Consider the following 16,997-nt stretch of genomic DNA (forward strand, 5'->3'; position numbering starts at 1 on the left):
CGACTTTCCATCTTGGCAAGCCGAGTCGGCAAGCCGATACGGAAAGTCACTCGAGGAGGCGCTCCAGCTGCTCCGGCTCGGTGAGGTTGGCGCCGAGATGGAACGCGGCGCCCTTGCCGGTGCCGTGGTGGTCGCTGGAGCCCGTCCGGGCGAGGCCGAGGTCGGTGGCAATGGCCGCGAGCTCGGCACGGGCGCGGGTGTCGTGGTCGGGGTGGTCGACCTCGATGCCCGCCAGGCCCACCTCCGCGAGCTCGGCCAGCAGCTCGGGGGTGACCTTGCCGCGACTGTCGCGCGCCCACGCGTGGGCGATCACGGGCCGCCCGCCCGCCTCGCGCACGAGGCGCACCGCATCGAACAGGCTCGCCGCGTAGCGCGCGACGTACGCCGGCTTGCCCGGCACGAGCCAGTCGCGGAAGGCCTCGTCGCGGTCGGCGATGTAGCCCTTCGCGATCATCGCATCGGCCACGTGCGGACGCCCCCACGCGGCCGCGTCGCCGGCCACCGCGAGGACCTCCTGCTCGGTGAGCGGCATCCCCAGCGCGGCAAGCTTGTCGAGGATCCGCGGCAGGCGCTGGTTGCGGCCGCCCAGCACGCGCTCCAGCTCCTCCACGAGCGGCGCGTACGTCGGGTCGAACTCGTAGCCCAGCAGGTGCACGCTGAGCCCCTCGAACTGCGTGGAGATCTCGATGCCGCGGATGAGCCGCAGGCCCACCTCGTCGGCGGCCTCCTGCGCCTCGACCCAGCCCTCGGTGGCGTCGTGATCGGTGAGGGCGATCGCGTCGAGCCCCTCGGCCTTCGCCTTGCGCACGAGGTCGCCGGGCGTGTCGGTGCCGTCGGACCGCGTCGAGTGGGTGTGGAGGTCGATGCGCACGTTCAGAAGACTAGGCCCTGGGCGCGCGGCCGCCCTGCTGGACGTTCCACTGCTGGACCACCGGCTGGCCGCGGTCGTCGCCGAGCACCGAGTAGGTCGCGGTGTCGATCGCGAACACCCGCCCGTCGGCCACCTCGAGGCCCAGCCAGCGCGCCGCCAGGACGCGCAGCGAGTGCGCGTGGGCGAACACCAGGGTGCGTCCGCCGAGCGACCGCGCCCGCTCGACGACGCGGTCGAGGCGCGCGCCGACCTGCTCGGCCGTCTCGCCCCCGGGCGTGGGGTGCGACCACACGGTCCAGTCCGGCACGGTCTCGCGGATCTGCTGCGTCGTGATGCCCTCGTACTCGCCGTAGTTCCACTCGACGACGTCCTCGACCACCTCGGGCTCGAACCCGGCCAGCTCGGCCGTCACGAGGGCGCGGCGCCGCGGGCTGCTCCAGACGCGGTCGAACCGCACGCCCGACAGCTGCGGCCGCAGGGCCTCGGCCTGCTCGCGCCCGAGGTCGGTCAGCTCGACGTCGGTGACCGACGTGTGCCGCCACGCCCGGCTCCACTCCGTCTCGCCGTGGCGGACGAGCCACAGCTCGGCCGTCTGGGGCTCCTGGTCGGCGCTCATGGACTCAGCGTGGCACGAGGACCCAGTAGTCGAGGTCCAGCAGCACGCCGGGCGCGTACTTGCCGTCGTCGCCCTTGAGGGTCATCGACTCGTCACGGCCCTTCGTGGCGACGAGGCGCAGCCGCAGCGCGCCGACGCCGGGCGCGGAGGTCTCGGCCTTGTCGAGCACCTCGCTCCACGCGTAGATCGTGTCGCCGGCGAACGCGGGCGACGTGTGCGCGCCGGCGTTGATCGCGGCGATCAGCTGGGCATTCGCGAGGCCGTTGAACGACAGGGCCCGCGCCAGCGAGATGACGTGGCCGCCGTAGACGAGGTTGTTGCCGTCGGGGCGCGCCTCGACGTTGAAGTGCACCTTGGCCGTGTTCTGCCACAGCCGCGTGGCCTGCTGGTGCTCCGACGCGGTGAGGGTGACGCCGTCGACGTGGTCGATCCTCTCGCCGACCTCGTAGTCGTCGAACCGGTGCGGCTCACCCGCGGCGACGAAGTCGTACCCGGTGAAGTCGAGACCCTGCGGGATGACGAGGTCCTCGGGGGCCACGAACGGGGCGAGCTCGGGGATCACGGTCTCCGGCGCGGCCGCCTCGGTGTCGCGCTTGTGCACCATGACCCAGCGCGCCCAGTCCAGGACGACCTCGTCGCGCTGGTTGGTGGCGGTGGAGCGCACGTAGACCACACCGGACTTCCCGTTGGAGTTCTGCTTGAGGCCGATGACCTCCGACGACGTGGAGATCGTGTCGCCCGGGACGATCGGGGCGTGGAAGCGGCACTCGGCGTACCCGAGGTTCGCGACGGCGTTGAGCGAGACGTCGGGCACGGTCTTGCCGAACGCGACGTGGAACCCGATGAGGTCCTCCACGGGATGAGGGTCCAGACCCACCGAGGCGGCGAACGCCGCGGACGACGGCACCGCGAACCGGGTGGGGTACAGCGAGCCGTAGACGGCGCGGTCACCCTCGGTGATCGTGCGCGGCGTGGCGTGCTGGATCACCTGTCCGAGCGTGAAGTCCTCGAAGAAGTTGCCCGGGTTCGTCTTGCTCATGTCGTCCTCACTGTCGCCGATGGTGCGGGACCATCATGGCGGATCGTCAGAACGCGAGCGTCGCCGCGACCATGTGGTGGTCCGACGGCGGGGTCGCGCGGTAGCGCGCGGTGCGCAGGTTCGCGTCCACGACCGTCTCCCAGCCGCGCGCGCGGATGCCGGCCGCGAGCACGTAGTCGATCCGCGTGCCCTGGTGCTTGTAGTACGCCGCCGGGGTCGAGCCGCGCGGCCGCTTCAGCTTCTTGTCGCGGTACATGCACGTGTTCTTCGCGCTGCCCGGGCCCTTGCCCGAGACCGCGTTGGACGAGTTGTACGAGACGTTGATGCGGCGCTTGACGTGCAGCGGCACGCGGGCGAAGCGGGTGGCGGACAGCGACGAGGTCACGCCCACCGACTTGCACGAGCCGCGCCACGTCGCGCTCTTGGAGCGGTAGACGCGGCGGTCGGTGCCGAGCAGGTCGACGAGGCCGGCGCGCGTGAAGTCGTCCACGGCGGTCGTGCTGCGGGTGCGCCCGTTGCTGTTCAGGTCGCCCACGAGGACGGCCGGCAGGCTGCCCGCGCGCAGCTGCTTGACGGTCGCGAGGATTTGGGCCGCCTGCTTGCGGCGGAAGGAGTTCGACGCCGAGGTCGTGATGGCCTTGCCGCGGTAGCGCGCGTCGAGGTGCGTGTTGGCGAAGAGGAACTGCTTGCCGGTGGCGCGGACGCGGAAGATCGTCCAGTCCAGCGTGCGCTTCGTGGACGTCGCGCTCGAGAGCGGGCGCGAGCCGTGGCGCACGACCTCGAGGACGCGCGAGTCGTAGATCGTGCGGTTGTCCGAGGAGCTGGCCGACGCCGAGGTCGTGCAGGTGCGCCACGGGGCGCGCTCGCCGCGCCACGTGCCGTTCCAGACGGCGGGGTTCGGACCCGTGGTCGGGCACGACTTCCGGTACGTGTTCGTGACGCGGTACGGAGCGCCGGGCGTGCGCGCGTTCATGAGGTCGACGACGTGCTCGAACTGCGCGTGGTTGCGCGAGCCGGCCGGGCGGCGCTGCATCCAGGCCTCCGAGGCCTCCTGCAGGCCGATCACGTCGGGCGAGCAGCGCATGATCATGCCGACCACGCGGTCGGCGCGCGACTCCCAGCCCGGCATCGTGCCGGCCGAGGCGTTGTACCCGGCGATGTTGTACGAGGCCGCGAGCAGCGGCGTGCGCCCCGCGAGCACTCCGCCGGCGGACGTCTCGCGCACGACGTCGTGGTACGCCGCGCAGCGCGCGTTGGCCGCCGAGGCGGGCGCGACGGCGGTGAGCGGGGCGACGAGCAAGCCGGCGGCGACCGCGAGGGCCAGCGCCAGGGCAGCACGAGGGGAACGCACAGGAGACCTCCGGAGGACGTGCGACCCACCCGGTCGCACGATCTCCCATCCTACGTTCCCACGCGTCACTCCAACAAAAAACCGTCACATCCGCCGCAGCGGACGCCGGTCAGAACGTCGGGGTGGGACCGGGCAGCCCGGCGAGCAGCTCCTGACCCCGGGCGAGGTGCTTGTGCTCGACGAGCAGCTCGTACTTGCTCGGCAGGATCGTCTTGACGCTGCTGAAGTCGCGCTGACCACGGGTGGACGCGTAGCCCACCGCCGCGATGATCGCGCCCCACACGACGCCGAGCAGGATGCCCGTGAGGACCGCCGCGAGCCAGTCGCCCTCCGCGGCGAAGATGCCCAGCAGCAGGCCGATGAGCAGGCCGAACCACGCTCCGCCGAGCACGCCGCTGAGGATCACGCGTCCCCACGTGAGGCGACCGGTGACGCGCTCCAGCTGCTTGAGCTCGGTGCCGACGATGAGCACGTTCTCGACCGGGAAGTCGTGGTCGGAGAGGTGGTCGACGGCCTTCTGCGCCGCGTCGTAGTCGTCGTAGACGCCGAGGGACTGCGGGTACTCCAACGAGAAGATCTGAGCCATGCGGCCAGCCTAGACCCGTGAGCGCACGAGAACCCCGCGTCCACGGAGTGGATGCGGGGCTCTCGTGACGGGACTCAGAGCTTGTAGTCCTTGAGCAGGTTGCGCCCGATGATCATCTTCTGGATGTCGGACGTGCCCTCGCCGATCAGCATGAAGGCCGACTCGCGGTACAGGCGCTCGATCTCGTACTCCTTGGAGTAGCCGTAGCCGCCGTGGATGCGGAACGACGCCTCGACGACCTCGTTGCAGTACTCGCTGGCGAGCATCTTGGCCATGCCGGCCTCGACGTCCATGCGCTTGCCGGAGTCCTTGAGCCGGGCGGCGCGCACGACCATCGTGTGGGCGGCCTCGACCTTCGTGGCCATCTCGGCCAGGCGGAACAGGATGGCCTGGTGCTGGGCGATCGGCTTGCCGAACGTCTCGCGCTGCTGGGCGTAGGCGATGCCGAGCTCGAACGCGCGGTTCGCGATGCCGACGGCCCGGGCGCCGACGTTGACGCGGCCGACCTCGACGCCGTCCATCATCTGGTAGAAGCCCTGGCCGGGCGTGCCGCCGAGGATCTGATCGGCCGAGATCTGGTGCTTCTCCAGGATCATCTCGGTGGTGTCGATGCCCTTGTAGCCCATCTTCTCGATCTTGCCGGGCACCGTGACGCCCTGGGCCGTCTCGCCGAAGCCCGGCTCCTTCTCGATGAGGAAGGTGGTCATGTTCTTGTAGACGCTGTCCGAGCCCTCGTCGGTCTTGGTCAGCACCGCGACGAGCGTGGACGAGCCGCCGTTCGTCAGCCACATCTTCTGGCCGGTGATCTCGTACGAGCCGTCATCCTGCTTCGTGGCCTTCGTGGAGATCGCGGAGACGTCGGAGCCGAGCGAGGGCTCGCTCATGCTGAACGCGCCGCGGACCTCGCCGGTGGCCATCTTCGGCAGGTACTTCTGCTTCTGCTCGTCGGTGCCGTGCTGGATCAGCATGTAGGCGACGATGAAGTGCGTGTTGATGACGCCGGAGACGCTCATCCAGCCGCGCGCGATCTCCTCGACCACGAGCGCGTAGGTCAGCAGCGACTCGCCGAGTCCGCCGTATTCCTCGGGGATCATCAGGCCGAAGATGCCGAGCTCCTTGAGGCCCTCGACGATGTCGGTCGGGTACTCGTCCTTGTGCTCCAGGTCCGTCGCGACCGGAATGATCTCCTTCTCGACGAACTGGCGAACGACCTTGAGGATCTCGACCTGCTCTTCGGTCAGGCCCTCGGTGCTGACAAGACGCCCCATGACGGTGCTCCTCGAATCTCGGTGGGAATCGGGGCGAGCCTACAGTGGCGCGCTGCCGGGCACCGGGCGGGGACCGCGCGGAATCAGTCGGCGACGAGGGTCTCGGCCCGGCGCGCCCGCCCGGTCGACGCGGTCACCACGGCGAGGCCGGCGAGGATCAGCGCGATGCCGCCGTACGTCAGCCACGGCAGCGACTCGCCCAGGAACGCCGCGGCCAGCAGGGCCGCTCCGGGCACCTCGAGCAGCAGCATGAGAGACACGACCACGGGCGACATGACGGCCAGCAGGTGGTTGATGACGGAGTGCCCGAGCAGCTGCGCGCACACCATCACGGCCACGATCATCACCCAGGCCCGGGCCGACCAGCCGCCCAGCGGGACGCCGGCGACGAGGCAGACCACCAGCAGGATCGCTGAGCAGATGCCGTAGCAGGCGAAGGTGTAGGCGGTCGTCGACAGCGTCTCGCGCACCCGGGCGCCCACCACGACGTAGATCGCAGCGAACAGGCCGCCGGCCAGCGCCAGCGCGTCGCCCCAGAGCGCCTCCTTCGACAGCGAGAGGTCGACCCCGGAGATCGCGGCCACGCCGATCACCGCCAGGAGGGAGCCGGCGACCACGGCGGGCGCGGCCCGCTGCCCGCGCAGCGCGTCGATCGCGATGACGAAGAGGACCTGCATCGAGACCAGCGCCGTCGCCGCCGCGACCGAGGTCAGCTTGAGCGAGCCCACCCAGCAGGCGAAGTGCGCGGCCAGCGCGGCGCCGGCGACGATCGCCAGGGTCCAGCCGTGCCGGTCCTGACCCGTGATCGCGGTGCGGTGCCGCGTCAGCGCGATCGGCGCCAGCAGGCCCGTGGCCATGGCGTTGCGCCAGAAGGCGATCGCGAGCGCCGGCGCCGCCGTGGCCGCCATCAGCGGACCCGACATCGACACGCCGATCACCGCGACGAGCGCCAGCAGATAGTTCACGGCGTCAGTGTCCCCCGCCGCCTCGGCGCACCGCGTGCTGGGGAGGCGGTGAGTCCTCAACCCCTCCCCGGCCGGGGCGGTGCGCCATCAACCACATCGGCAGTCCATGCGGTTGATCACTCACCGCCCACCAGCCGTCCGCCGCTCATGAGGTTGACCACTCACCGCCCGACCAGCCACCAGCGGCGGGCGACCCGCGGCCGGTAGCCTCGGACCCGTGAGCAGCCAGCCGACCCGGATCTTCGTGTCCCGTCTCGTCGGGCAGGCCGTCTTCGACCCCGTGGGCGACCAGGTCGGCAAGCTGCGCGACGTCGTCGTGGCCGTCCGCAGCGCCACCCAGCGCCCGCGCGTGCTCGGCCTCGTCGTCGAGGTCCTCGGGCGGCGCCGCGTGTTCCTGCCGATCACCCGCGTCACCTCGATGGACTCGGGCCAGGTCATCACCACGGGCGTGCTGAACCTGCGTCGCTTCCAGCAGCGCTCCACCGAGACCCTCGCCGTGCACGAGCTGTTCGACCGCCAGGTCACGCTTGCCGACGGCACCCCGGCCTCCCTCTACGACATCGCGATCGAGCAGGACCCGCGCCGCGACTGGTACGTCTCCACCGTCGCCGTCGCCGAGCCCCACAAGCGCTTCGGCCGCCGCGGCACGAGCCACGTCGTCGAGTGGGACGAGGTCCGCGGACTGGCCAGCGAGACCGCCGCCCAGGGCGCCACCCACCTGCTCGCGATGATGGACGAGATGCGCCCGGCCGACATCGCCAACGCCCTGCGCGACCTGCCGCCGAAGCGCCGCATGGAGATCGTGCGCGAGTTCGGCGACGAGCGCCTCGCCGACGTCCTCGAGGAGATGCCCGAGGCCCTCCAGGTCGAGGTGCTCGGCATCCTCGATCCCAGCCGCGGCGCCGACGTGCTGGGCGAGATGGACCCCGACGACGCGGCCGACCTGCTCGGAGAGCTGCCTGCCCAGACCGCCGAGGAGCTGCTCGGGCTCATGGAGCCCGACGACGCAGAGGACGTCCGCCGCCTCCTGTCCTACGAGGAGCGAACCGCCGGCGGCATGATGACCACCGAGCCGGTCGTCCTCGACCCGAGCGCCACGATCGCCGACGCGCTGGCCCTGGTCCGCGAGCCCGAGCTGAGCGTCGCGCTGGCCTCGATGGTCTACGTGTGCCGCCCGCCGCTCGAGACGCCCACCGGCCGCTTCCTCGGCGCCGCCCACTTCCAGGCGCTGCTGCGCGAGCCGCCCTCCACCCTGGTCAGCCAGATCATCGTCAACGACATCGACTGGCCGCGCCCCGAGGCCTCGCTGGCCGAGGTCGCGGGCCTGCTGGCCGCGTACAACCTCGTCGCCGTCCCGGTCGTCGACGAGAACCAGCACCTGCTCGGCGTCGTGACGATCGACGACGTGCTCGATCACCTGCTCCCGAAGGGATGGCGTGAGCATGGCTGACCGCGAACGCCTCGACCAGCCGCGCGACCTGCGCCGGGGGCTGCGCCGCAACCTCGCCGCCCGCAAGGACGCCGATCCCGAGCGCTTCGGCCGCTTCGCCGAGTCCGCCGCGCGCTTCCTGGGCACCGCCACGTTCATCGCGTGGATGACGCTGTTCATCTTCGTGTGGATCGTCTGGAACGTGCCCTACGGTCCCGACCGTCCGCGCTGGGACGAGTACCCCTTCATCTTCCTCACACTGATCCTGTCGCTGCAGGCGTCGTACGCCGCGCCGCTGATCCTGCTCGCGCAGAACCGGCAGGAGGCGCGCGACCGCATCGCCGCCGAGCAGGACCGCGAGGCGGCCAGCCGCTCGCACGCCGACATGGAGTTCCTGGCGCGCGAGGTGGCGAGCCTGCGGATCGGCCTCGGCGAGGTCGCGACCCGCGACTTCCTGCGCAGCGAGCTGCGCGGCTTCCTGGCCGAGCTCGACAAGGAGGACGAGCCCGACGAGCAGGACCGGACCCGGCCCGACCGGCCGTCCCCGTCCGGACCTTGACGCGACCCCCGGACGTTCGATAGGGCCCCGTAGACTTCACGGCATGGCTGACGTCACCCAGGACCAGATCACCGAGGCGCTCTCGACCGTCAACGATCCCGAGATCAAGCGCCCGATCACCGAGCTGGGGATGGTCGACACCGTCACGATCGGCGAGACCGAGATCGTCGTCCGCCTCCTGCTCACCGTGGCCGGCTGCCCGCTCAAGGACACGCTGACGCGCGACGTCACCGCCGCCGTGGCCAAGGTCGCCCCGGCCCACACGGTCCGCGTCGACATGGGCGTCATGACCGACGAGCAGCGCAAGGCGATGCAGGAGCACCTCCGCGGCGGCCGCGCCGAGCGCGAGATCCCCTTCGCCCAGGCCGGCTCGCTCACCAAGGTCTACGCGATCGCCTCGGGCAAGGGCGGTGTCGGCAAGTCGTCCGTCACCGTGAACCTCGCCGTCGCGATGGCCAAGCGCGGCCTCAAGGTCGGCGTCGTCGACGCCGACATCTACGGCCACTCGATCCCCGACATGCTCGGCGTGGGCGACCAGCGTCCCACCCAGGTCGAGGACATGATCATGCCCGTCCCGGCCCAGGTCGGCGACGTGTCGCTCAAGGTCATGAGCATCGGCATGCTCAAGCCCCGCAAGGATCAGGTCGTCGCGTGGCGCGGCCCGATGCTCGACCGTGCGCTCGTGCAGATGCTGGCCGACGTCTACTGGGGCGACCTCGACGCCCTCTTCCTCGACCTCCCGCCGGGCACCGGCGACATGGCGATCAGCCTCGGGCAGCACCTGCCCAACGCCGAGGTCGTCGTCGTCACGACCCCGCAGCAGGCCGCGGCCCAGGTGGCCGAGCGCGCCGGCACGATGGCGTCGATGATGCACCAGCGCGTCGTGGGCGTCATCGAGAACATGTCGTGGCTCCAGCTGCCCTCGGGCGAGAAGCTCGAGGTCTTCGGCTCGGGCGGCGCCGCCGAGGTGGCCACCACGCTGACCGCGCGCCTGGGCTACGACATCTCCCTGCTCGGCCAGGTGCCGCTGGAGGAGAAGCTGCGCGAGGGCGGCGACAGCGGCTCCCCGATCGTGACCGAGGATCCCGACGCCGAGAGCGCCAAGGTGCTCCAGCAGATCGCCGACGGCCTCAGCGGTCGTTCCCGTGGCCTGGCCGGCATGCAGCTCGGCCTCGCCCCCGCCGGCCGACTGTAGGATCGCGCCCGTGGGCCTGGGCTGGATGGAGATCGGTGCGATCGCCGTCGTGGCCGTGATCGTCTTCGGACCCGACCGGCTTCCCGGTCTCGCGCGTCAGGCGGCGCAGTTCGTCAAGACCGTGCGCCAGATGGCCGAGAACGCCAAGTCCGAGCTCGGCAAGGAGCTCGGCGACGAGTTCAAGGACATCAACCTGCGCGACCTCGACCCGCGGGCCGCGGTGCGCGACGTGATCCTGTCGGACACGACTCCGCCTCCGGTGCCGAGCGTCCGCATCCTGCGCCCGGGCGAGATCCCGCCCTTCGACTCCGAGGCGACCTGACGCCGGCTTGGCAAGATTTGCTCCGTCTTCTACGTTCCAGTGGGACTGAAACGTAGAAAATGGAGCAAATCTCGGTACGGGCCGGTCAGATGCCGAGCGCGCCGAGGACGCGGGTGCGGCCCGCGCGGGGCTCGCGGTGGGCCAGCTCGCGCCGCAGCGCGGCGCGGCCGCGGTGCACGCGCGTGCGCACCGTGCCCGGCTTGACGCCCAGCAGCAGCGCGATCTCCGCGTGCTCGAGCTGCTCGACGTCGGACAGCACGACGGCCACGCGCAGGTGACTCGGCAGCGTCGCGAGCGCCGCCTCGATGTCGGGGTCGAACCCGGCGTCGTGGACGAGGTCGTGCGGCAGGTGGCCGTCGTCGACGAGGCGCGACTCGTGCGCGTCGGTCAGCGCCGAGGTGGGCTGGCGACCCGCGCGACGGGCTCGGTCGAGGAAGAGGTTCGTGGTGATCCGGTGGAGCCAGCCGGCCAGGTTGCGGGCCTCGTAGCGGTCGAGCGAGGTGAACACGCGCTCGAACACGTCCTGCGTGAGGTCCTCGGCGTCCTGACGGTTCCCGGTGAGGCGCGTGGCGAGGCGACGGACCTGCGTCCCGTGCTGGGCGTAGATCTCGGCCTGGTCCTGCAGCGTGGGCTTCCCGTCGGGCATGCCACGATCCTCGACCCTCAACCTGAGAGCAGTCGAAGAACGCCCTGACGGTTGGCGAAGTCCGGTGGGCCCTGACCGCGCGTCCCCTGCGCTCCCGGGGCTCCGCGTCGATAGGCTGGACCCACCCGCCGAACGATTGCGAGGGGACGATGACTTCCGAAGCCAGCCAGGCCTACGTCGAGCAGTACCGGTCCGAGGACGACCACCTGCGCACCGCGCGCCAGCACGCCGAGACCGTCGGCGTGGTCCCCGTCCTGCCCGGCGCGCGCGCCGCGCTGACGTTCCTGGCGGGCGCCGCCGGCGCCAAGAGCATCGCCGAGATCGGCACGGGCACCGGTGTGTCCGGCCTGGCCCTGCTGCGCGGCATGCTGCCCGACGGCGTGCTGACCTCGGTGGACCTCGAGGCGGAGAACCAGCGCCTGGCCCGCCAGGTCTTCCTCGAGGCCGGCATCTCCCCCACGCGCTTCCGGCTCATCACGGGCTCGGCGCTCGATGTCCTCCCGCGGCTCAACGACGGCGGCTACGACCTGGTGTTCTGCGACGGCGACAAGGTCGAGTACGGCGAGTACCTCGACGAGGCGCTCCGCCTCACCCGCGCCGGCGGCTTCGTGGTGTTCGACAACGCCCTGTGGCACGACCGCGTGGCCGACCCGTCGCAGCGCGATCCCGAGACCGTCGCGATCCGCGAGCTCCTGGAGCGCGTGGGCGCCGACGAGGACCTCTCCTCGCTGCTGCTGCCGCTGGGCGACGGCCTGCTGGTGCTGCAGAAGCCGCACTGACAGCGGCGGGCGGTCAGCCCTCGAAGCGGGCGGCGGAGCGGAAACCCGCCGGGCCGCGCACGACGGCGACGACCTCGAACGGCTCGATCTCGGGCAGGGCGCCGATCAGCGCGGTGCCGGGCGCGTCGGCCGCGCGGGTCTCGAAGTCGGCCTGGAACGCCGAGCGTGCCTCGTCGCTGACGAAAACGTAGGTGCCCTCGAACCACTCGCCCTCGCGGGCTCGCCACGTCTTGAAGCGCAGGCCCGACAGGCCCGCGAACTTCGCGTGGGACTCGGACTCGACGTACTCGTGCAGCTGCTCGAGCACGCCGTCAGGCGCGTCGGCCAGGGGCCAACGCACGGAGAGTCCGTACATCCAGCGTGCTCAGACGGCCTTGAGGGCGTCACCGAGCGTGGCGGCCTCGTCGTTGTTGAGCTCGACCACCAGACGTCCGCCGCCCTCGAGCGGGACGCGCATGACGATGCAGCGTCCCTCCTTGGTGACCTCCATCGGTCCGTCGCCGGTCCGAGGCTTCATGGCGGCCATCTGTACCCCTCTCGTTGGTCGCCCGAATTTTCGGGCCGGGATCCATTATCGCCCATCGCGACGACGGAATCACGCCAAGGGGGCGAAAGCGTCAGGCGGAGCGCAGCTCGCCGGACGCGTCGCCCCGCTCCGCGGAGTCGCTCTCGGCGGCCGGAGTGACGATGCGGGGGTCGATCTCGGGGCGCACGCCGAGCATCGCGACGAGCTCCTGCTCGGTGGCGAGACGCTCCTCGAGCTCGTCGATCTGGGCGCTGCCGGCGGCCAGGTCGGCACGCAGGCGGGAGATCTCGGCCTCGCTGGCGCGGAGGCGCTCGGAGACCGCGCGACGGAAGGACGCGTCGACGTCGAGGTGCTCGCGCTCGCGCTCGGCGATGACGCGCGCGTCGCGCACGCGGTCCTTCGCGAACTTCTGGCGAACCTCGCGGATCTCCTCGGACATGAGAACGGTCGACGTGATGCCGGCCGAGAGGGCCACGCAGGAGGCCATGATGAGGGCCGGGATCGTCTGCATCGCGACGGCGGCGATGACGACGACGGCGGCCAGAGCAAGCACGATCGCGGCGGATGTCACGCGCAGCGAGCGGGGAAGTGTGCGGCTGGACATGCGGCCCAGACTAGGCGGGGCGCGAGGTGCGCTCGCGACGGCACGCCGACGGGTCCCCGACAAACTTTCAGGTGAAGCCTGAGGCTTGCTTCGAGTGGACGTCGCGGCGCCGATCACTACGGTGGGACGGGTGCGATTTCCTCCGTCGATGCGGCTGGCCTGCGTGCTGGCCCTCGCCCTCTCGGTCCTGACCGCCTGCTCCACCCGCCCCACTCCCCCGGCCTCGGACGCGCGGCCGCAGTACCTGGCGATCGGCGACTCCTACGCCGCCGGCTACCGGCCCGCCATCGACGGCGAGCCCGCCCAGAACACCACGTCGGGGTTCGCCTGGAAGGTGGCGCGCGATCGCGACCTGCAGCTGGTCAACGTCAGCTGCGCGGGCATCACGGCGGTGGCCTTCGTCGAGGGCGAGACGTGCGACGAGGAGCTCCGCGGACCCGACGCGCCGCCGCTGACCGGCGGCTCGGAGGCGGACGCCGTCGTGCGCCACCTCGACCGCTACGGGGACGACGTCGAGCTCGTCACGGTCGTCCTCGGCGCGAACGACCTGCGGCGCTGCTCGCTCGACGCCGAGCTGCGCGGATGCGTGCAGGCGGCCGTCCCCGAGACCACCGCGGCGATCGACGCACTCCTGGGCCAGATCCGCGAACGGGTGGGCGCCGACGTGCCGATCGTCGGGCTGACCTACCCGGCCTTCTGGACCGGCGAGCCCGTGCGGCACCCCGACTCCGAGCTGGCCGACGCCATCGCCGACGAGACCGTGGACATGTTCCGCACGATCCTCAACCCGGCGCTGCGCGCGGTCTACGCCCAGCACGACGCCACCTTCGTCGACGTCACCGAGGCGTTCGGGGCCTATGCCTCCCCCGACGCCACCGTGGAGTCACCCGACTTCGGGACGATCCCCGCGCGGGCCGAGGACATCTGCGCGCTGACCTACTACTGCGCGCTCGGCGACATCCACCCCACGAGCGCCGGCCACACCGCGATCGCGCGACTCGTGGAGGAGGCCCTGCGGTCTTGACTCAGGCGTCGCCGCTGAGCCAGCGGCGCAGGCGGTCGTGCACGCGGTGCAGGTGCTCGACCGGGACCTGCTCGTCGGCCTTGTGCGCGTAGATCGGGTCGCCGGGACCGTAGTTGACCGCCGGGATGCCCAGCAGGGTGAACTTCGCGACGTCGGTCCAGCCGAACTTCGGTCCGACCTCGCCGCCGACGGCCTCGACGAACGCGGCCGCGGCCGGGCGCTCGAGGCCGGGCAGGGCACCGGGTGCCGAGTCGGTGACGGTGAGCTCGAAGCCGTCGAAGACCTCGCGCAGGTGCGCCAGCGCGGCGTCCTCGTCGCGGTCGGGCGCGAAGCGGTAGTTCACGGTGAGGACGGCCTCGTCGGGGATCACGTTGCCGCTCACTCCCCCGCGGACGCCGACGGCGTTGAGGCCCTCGCGGTACGTGAGGCCGGCGATGTCGACCGTGCGCGGCTCGTACGCCGCGAGGGTGGCCAGCACGGGCGCGAGGTCGTGGATCGCGTTGTGGCCCATCCACGAGCGGGCCGAATGGGCGCGCTCGCCGGTGGTGCGCACGTCGACGCGCATCGTGCCCTGGCAGCCGGCCTCGACGCCCGCGTTGGACGGCTCCATGAGGATCGCGAAGTCGCCCGCCAGCCACTCGGGGTGCTCGCGCGCGATGCGGCCCAGTCCGTTGTGGACGGCGGCGATCTCCTCGGCCTCGTAGAACACCCACGTGACGTCGCGGACCGGCTCGGCGAGGGCCGCGGCCAGGCTCAGCGCGATGGCGACGCCGCCCTTCATGTCGCACGTGCCCAGGCCCCACAGGGTGTCGCCCTCGAGCCGCGAGGGCATGTTGCCGTTCTCGGGAACCGTGTCGAGGTGGCCGGCGATGACGACGCGCTCGGACCGCCCGAGGTCGGTCCGGGCGATGATCGTGTGCCCGTCGCGGACCACCTCGAGGTGGTCGTGCGCGCGCAGCGCGGCCTCGACCGCGTCGGCCAGGACGGCCTCGTCGAGGCTCTCGGACGGCACGTCCACGACGGCGCGGGTCAGGGTGACGATGTCGGCGCTCAGGTCCAGGCTCACGCCCTCCACCCTAGGCCCACGCCCGCGCGGCGGATCAGGCGTCGAAGACGCAGAACTCGTTGCCCTCGGGGTCGACCATCACGGTCCAGCGGCGGTCGTCGCCGGGCGGCAGCAGCACGGAGGCACCGCGCTCGACGAGGTCGTCCACCGTGGCGTCGCCGACGAGCCTGACGTCCCAGTGGATGCGGTTCTTGACCGTCTTGGGCTCCGGCACCGTGACGAAGTCGAACGACTCCGTGGGCGAGCCCGGGATGTCGTCGACCCACGAGTAGTCGCCGTCGGAGCCGAGCGTGGCGCCGAAGACGTCGGCCCACCACGCACCGATCGCGGCGTGGTCGATCGCGTCGACCACGACGTCCTTGAGGCCGTCGGGCCGCTCACCGCCCTCGAACACGCAGAACTCGTGCCCCTCCGGATCGAGGAAGGTCGTCCAGCTGAACTGGCCGGGCTCGGTGACCCGCTGCTGGCCCTCGAAGGGCGTGAGGTCGCGGGCGACGAGGTCGAGGTGGACGCGGTTCTTCACCGTCTTGGGCTCGGCGGGGTTGATCCAGATCGTCTGGCCGGGGTCGTCGCCGCGCAGCACGGCCCCGACCTCATCGGTCTCGCCGCGCAGGTGGAGCCAGCGCCCCCACCGCTCGGCGGCGGCCGCCGGGTCCTCGACGTCGATCACCAGGTCCTTGAACTCCACGAGTGCCATGGAGCCCACGCTAGGGGCGACCACCGACGGCGTCACCCCGAGCGCGTCAGGACGTCAGCGCCTGCGCGACGACGGGTGCGATCGCGCGCAGGGCGCGGCCGCGGTGGCTGATGGCGTCCTTCTCCTCGCGCGAGAGCTCGGCGGTGGACACCTCGTGGCCCTCGGCGGCGAACAGCGGGTCGTAGCCGAAGCCGCCCGCGCCTCGCTCCTCGCGCAGCACCCGGCCGGGCATCTCGCCGATCTCGACGACCTCGGTGCCGTCGGGCAGCACGAACGCCATCGCGCACCGGAAGGTGGCACCACGGCGCTCGTCGGGGACGTCGGCCAGCTGCGCCAGCAGCAGACGGTTGTTCGCGGCGTCGCCCCCTTGGTCCTTCGGGACGCCGGACCAGCGGGCCGACAGCACGCCCGGCATGCCGTTGAGCGCGTCGACGCAGATGCCCGAGTCGTCCGCGAGCGCGGGCAGGCCCGTGACCTGCGCGGCCGTGCGCGCCTTGATGAGCGCGTTGCCCTCAAAGGTCGGCTCGGTCTCGGCGGGCTCGTCGTACGGCTCGACGTCGGCCAGGCCCAGCACCTCGACACCCGGCACGAGGGGCTCGAGGATCCGGCGCAGCTCGTCGAGCTTCTTGGCGTTGCCCGAGGCCAGGACGACGCGGGTCACGAGGCGAGCGCCTCGCGCTGCAGCCGGGTGAGGTCGGCACAGCCCTTCTCGGCCAGGCCGAGCAGCGCGTCGAGCTCGGAGCGGTCGAACGCCGCGCCCTCGGCGGTGCCCTGGACCTCGATGAATTTCCCGGAGCCGGTCATCACGACGTTCATGTCGGTCTCGGCGCGCACGTCCTCGACGTAGGGCAGGTCGAGCATGGGGGTGCCGTCGATGATGCCGACGCTGACGGCGGCGATGGAGTCGACGAGCGGGTCGCCCTTCACCGCGCCCTGGGCCTTGAGCTGGGCGATCGCGTCGACCAGCGCGACGTAGGCGCCGGTGATCGCCGCGGTGCGGGTGCCGCCGTCGGCCTGGAGCACGTCGCAGTCGATCGCGATCGTGTTCTCGCCGAGCTGCGACAGGTCGACCGCGGCGCGCAGCGAACGGCCGACGAGGCGGCTGATCTCGTGCGTGCGGCCGCCAACCTTGCCCTTGACCGACTCGCGGGCGGAGCGGTCGTGGGTGGCCTGCGGGAGCATCGCGTACTCGGCGGTGAGCCAGCCCATGCCCGAGCCCTTGCGCCAGCGCGGCACGCCCTCGGTGGCGGCCACGGCGCACAGCACGCGGGTCTTGCCGAACTCGATCAGGCACGAGCCCGCGGCGTGGTCGAGCCAGCCTCGGGTGATCGTGATCGGTCGCAGCTCTTCGGGGGTCCTGCCGTCTTCTCGGGTCACCCCGCCACGGTAGCCGGGCGGAGGTTTCCCCGGTTACGTGGGTTTCCTGTCACTTCCCGGGGATCACAATCCCCGGG

The 16,997-nt window shown here is 71.6% G+C and carries 21 protein-coding genes; 6 read left to right on the top strand and 15 right to left on the bottom strand.

The features are described from left to right. Positions 1–46: 46 nt before the first annotated feature. From ACK99Q_RS00530 to ACK99Q_RS00560, 7 genes are all read right to left on the bottom strand, one after another. Positions 47–871 carry a PHP domain-containing protein gene (locus ACK99Q_RS00530; RefSeq protein ID WP_410184311.1) on the bottom strand — a complete coding sequence of 275 codons (825 nt, stop codon included), beginning with the start codon at positions 869–871 and terminating at the stop codon, positions 47–49. Between the two features lie 10 nt (positions 872–881). After that, positions 882–1,487, bottom strand: coding sequence for a histidine phosphatase family protein (locus ACK99Q_RS00535; RefSeq protein ID WP_410184312.1), 606 nt, complete (start codon positions 1,485–1,487; stop codon positions 882–884). A gap of 4 nt (positions 1,488–1,491) precedes the next feature. After that, positions 1,492–2,526 carry a MaoC family dehydratase gene (locus tag ACK99Q_RS00540; protein ID WP_410184313.1) on the bottom strand — a complete coding sequence of 345 codons (1,035 nt, stop codon included), beginning with the start codon at positions 2,524–2,526 and terminating at the stop codon, positions 1,492–1,494. A gap of 46 nt (positions 2,527–2,572) precedes the next feature. Continuing rightward, on the bottom strand, positions 2,573–3,877 hold the full coding sequence (locus ACK99Q_RS00545) for an endonuclease/exonuclease/phosphatase family protein (protein WP_410184314.1): 1,305 nt from the start codon (positions 3,875–3,877) through the stop codon (positions 2,573–2,575). Between the two features lie 109 nt (positions 3,878–3,986). Further along, the gene (locus ACK99Q_RS00550) at positions 3,987–4,463 is read right to left on the bottom strand and encodes a general stress protein (RefSeq protein ID WP_410184315.1); all 477 of its coding nucleotides are present in this window, start codon (positions 4,461–4,463) and stop codon (positions 3,987–3,989) included. Between the two features lie 74 nt (positions 4,464–4,537). Next, entirely contained in the window at positions 4,538–5,731 is a 1,194-nt protein-coding gene (locus tag ACK99Q_RS00555) for an acyl-CoA dehydrogenase family protein (RefSeq protein WP_179425935.1), read from the bottom strand. An 83-nt stretch (positions 5,732–5,814) separates the two neighbouring features. Further along, entirely contained in the window at positions 5,815–6,696 is an 882-nt protein-coding gene (locus tag ACK99Q_RS00560) for a DMT family transporter (RefSeq protein ID WP_410184316.1), read from the bottom strand. A gap of 217 nt (positions 6,697–6,913) precedes the next feature. Between ACK99Q_RS00560 and ACK99Q_RS00565 the strand changes: the two genes are divergently transcribed. Genes ACK99Q_RS00565 through ACK99Q_RS00580 form a run of 4 tightly spaced genes read left to right on the top strand, consistent with a single transcriptional unit; the run spans position 6,914 to position 10,201 of the window. Next, positions 6,914–8,146, top strand: coding sequence for a magnesium transporter MgtE N-terminal domain-containing protein (locus ACK99Q_RS00565; RefSeq protein ID WP_410184317.1), 1,233 nt, complete (start codon positions 6,914–6,916; stop codon positions 8,144–8,146). Beyond that, positions 8,139–8,684, top strand: a complete 546-nt coding sequence (locus ACK99Q_RS00570) for a DUF1003 domain-containing protein (protein WP_410184318.1) — start codon at positions 8,139–8,141, stop codon at positions 8,682–8,684. The genes ACK99Q_RS00565 and ACK99Q_RS00570 overlap by 8 nt, the downstream gene beginning before the upstream one ends. Positions 8,685–8,727: 43 nt before the next feature. Beyond that, entirely contained in the window at positions 8,728–9,879 is a 1,152-nt protein-coding gene (locus tag ACK99Q_RS00575) for an Mrp/NBP35 family ATP-binding protein (protein WP_410184319.1), read from the top strand. Positions 9,880–9,889: 10 nt separating this feature from the next. Next, complete coding sequence (locus ACK99Q_RS00580) at positions 9,890–10,201, top strand: sec-independent translocase (protein ID WP_410184320.1); 312 nt, start codon at positions 9,890–9,892, stop codon at positions 10,199–10,201. Between the two features lie 85 nt (positions 10,202–10,286). Here ACK99Q_RS00580 and ACK99Q_RS00585 read toward each other — a convergent pair whose 3' ends face one another. Next, the gene (locus tag ACK99Q_RS00585) at positions 10,287–10,847 is read right to left on the bottom strand and encodes a sigma-70 family RNA polymerase sigma factor (RefSeq protein WP_410184321.1); all 561 of its coding nucleotides are present in this window, start codon (positions 10,845–10,847) and stop codon (positions 10,287–10,289) included. Positions 10,848–10,996: 149 nt separating this feature from the next. On the opposite strand from ACK99Q_RS00585, the gene ACK99Q_RS00590 reads away from it, so the two are divergent. Further along, positions 10,997–11,626: an O-methyltransferase gene (locus ACK99Q_RS00590; RefSeq protein WP_410184322.1), complete on the top strand. Its 630-nt coding sequence runs from the start codon at positions 10,997–10,999 to the stop codon at positions 11,624–11,626. 13 nt (positions 11,627–11,639) lie between these two features. Here the strand turns inward: ACK99Q_RS00590 and ACK99Q_RS00595 are convergent, their stop codons facing one another. From ACK99Q_RS00595 to ACK99Q_RS00605, 3 genes are all read right to left on the bottom strand, one after another. Then, complete coding sequence (locus ACK99Q_RS00595) at positions 11,640–11,966, bottom strand: hypothetical protein (protein WP_410184323.1); 327 nt, start codon at positions 11,964–11,966, stop codon at positions 11,640–11,642. Between the two features lie 24 nt (positions 11,967–11,990). Next, a complete protein-coding gene (locus tag ACK99Q_RS00600; protein WP_078700305.1) occupies positions 11,991–12,152 on the bottom strand; it encodes a DUF3117 domain-containing protein in 162 nt (53 codons plus the stop codon). Positions 12,153–12,243: 91 nt separating this feature from the next. Further along, positions 12,244–12,756 carry a hypothetical protein gene (locus ACK99Q_RS00605; protein WP_410184324.1) on the bottom strand — a complete coding sequence of 171 codons (513 nt, stop codon included), beginning with the start codon at positions 12,754–12,756 and terminating at the stop codon, positions 12,244–12,246. 130 nt (positions 12,757–12,886) lie between these two features. On the opposite strand from ACK99Q_RS00605, the gene ACK99Q_RS00610 reads away from it, so the two are divergent. Then, positions 12,887–13,780, top strand: coding sequence for an SGNH/GDSL hydrolase family protein (locus tag ACK99Q_RS00610; RefSeq protein ID WP_410184325.1), 894 nt, complete (start codon positions 12,887–12,889; stop codon positions 13,778–13,780). 1 nt (position 13,781) lies between these two features. On the opposite strand, the gene dapE is transcribed toward ACK99Q_RS00610, so the two are convergent. From dapE to rph, 4 genes are read right to left on the bottom strand one after another with little or no spacing between them, the layout of a single operon-like run. After that, positions 13,782–14,846, bottom strand: coding sequence for a succinyl-diaminopimelate desuccinylase (gene dapE, locus ACK99Q_RS00615; RefSeq protein ID WP_410184326.1), 1,065 nt, complete (start codon positions 14,844–14,846; stop codon positions 13,782–13,784). Positions 14,847–14,880: 34 nt separating this feature from the next. Further along, entirely contained in the window at positions 14,881–15,543 is a 663-nt protein-coding gene (locus ACK99Q_RS00620; protein ID WP_410184327.1) for a VOC family protein, read from the bottom strand. A gap of 46 nt (positions 15,544–15,589) precedes the next feature. After that, complete coding sequence (rdgB, locus tag ACK99Q_RS00625; RefSeq protein ID WP_410184328.1) at positions 15,590–16,204, bottom strand: RdgB/HAM1 family non-canonical purine NTP pyrophosphatase; 615 nt, start codon at positions 16,202–16,204, stop codon at positions 15,590–15,592. Further along, positions 16,201–16,920, bottom strand: a complete 720-nt coding sequence (gene rph, locus ACK99Q_RS00630) for a ribonuclease PH (RefSeq protein ID WP_410184329.1) — start codon at positions 16,918–16,920, stop codon at positions 16,201–16,203. Before rph ends, rdgB begins: the two co-directional genes overlap by 4 nt. Between the last annotated feature and the right edge of the window lie 77 nt (positions 16,921–16,997).

Origin of the sequence: Aeromicrobium sp. MLTX1, assembly GCF_046452335.1 — a bacterium.
Taxonomy (GTDB): domain Bacteria; phylum Actinomycetota; class Actinomycetes; order Propionibacteriales; family Nocardioidaceae; genus Aeromicrobium.

What these genes read in the sequence shown, in the direction of transcription:
- ACK99Q_RS00570 (WP_410184318.1), top strand. Translation starts at nt 8,139, where the DNA reads ATGGCTGACCGCGAACGCCTCGACCAGCCGCGCGACCTGCGCCGGGGG.
- ACK99Q_RS00540 (WP_410184313.1), bottom strand. Translation starts at nt 2,526, where the DNA reads ATGAGCAAGACGAACCCGGGCAACTTCTTCGAGGACTTCACGCTCGGA.
- ACK99Q_RS00620 (WP_410184327.1), bottom strand. Translation starts at nt 15,543, where the DNA reads ATGGCACTCGTGGAGTTCAAGGACCTGGTGATCGACGTCGAGGACCCG.
- ACK99Q_RS00555 (WP_179425935.1), bottom strand. Translation starts at nt 5,731, where the DNA reads ATGGGGCGTCTTGTCAGCACCGAGGGCCTGACCGAAGAGCAGGTCGAG.
- ACK99Q_RS00575 (WP_410184319.1), top strand. Translation starts at nt 8,728, where the DNA reads ATGGCTGACGTCACCCAGGACCAGATCACCGAGGCGCTCTCGACCGTC.
- ACK99Q_RS00590 (WP_410184322.1), top strand. Translation starts at nt 10,997, where the DNA reads ATGACTTCCGAAGCCAGCCAGGCCTACGTCGAGCAGTACCGGTCCGAG.
- ACK99Q_RS00550 (WP_410184315.1), bottom strand. Translation starts at nt 4,463, where the DNA reads ATGGCTCAGATCTTCTCGTTGGAGTACCCGCAGTCCCTCGGCGTCTAC.
- ACK99Q_RS00535 (WP_410184312.1), bottom strand. Translation starts at nt 1,487, where the DNA reads ATGAGCGCCGACCAGGAGCCCCAGACGGCCGAGCTGTGGCTCGTCCGC.
- ACK99Q_RS00600 (WP_078700305.1), bottom strand. Translation starts at nt 12,152, where the DNA reads ATGGCCGCCATGAAGCCTCGGACCGGCGACGGACCGATGGAGGTCACC.
- ACK99Q_RS00585 (WP_410184321.1), bottom strand. Translation starts at nt 10,847, where the DNA reads ATGCCCGACGGGAAGCCCACGCTGCAGGACCAGGCCGAGATCTACGCC.
- ACK99Q_RS00605 (WP_410184324.1), bottom strand. Translation starts at nt 12,756, where the DNA reads ATGTCCAGCCGCACACTTCCCCGCTCGCTGCGCGTGACATCCGCCGCG.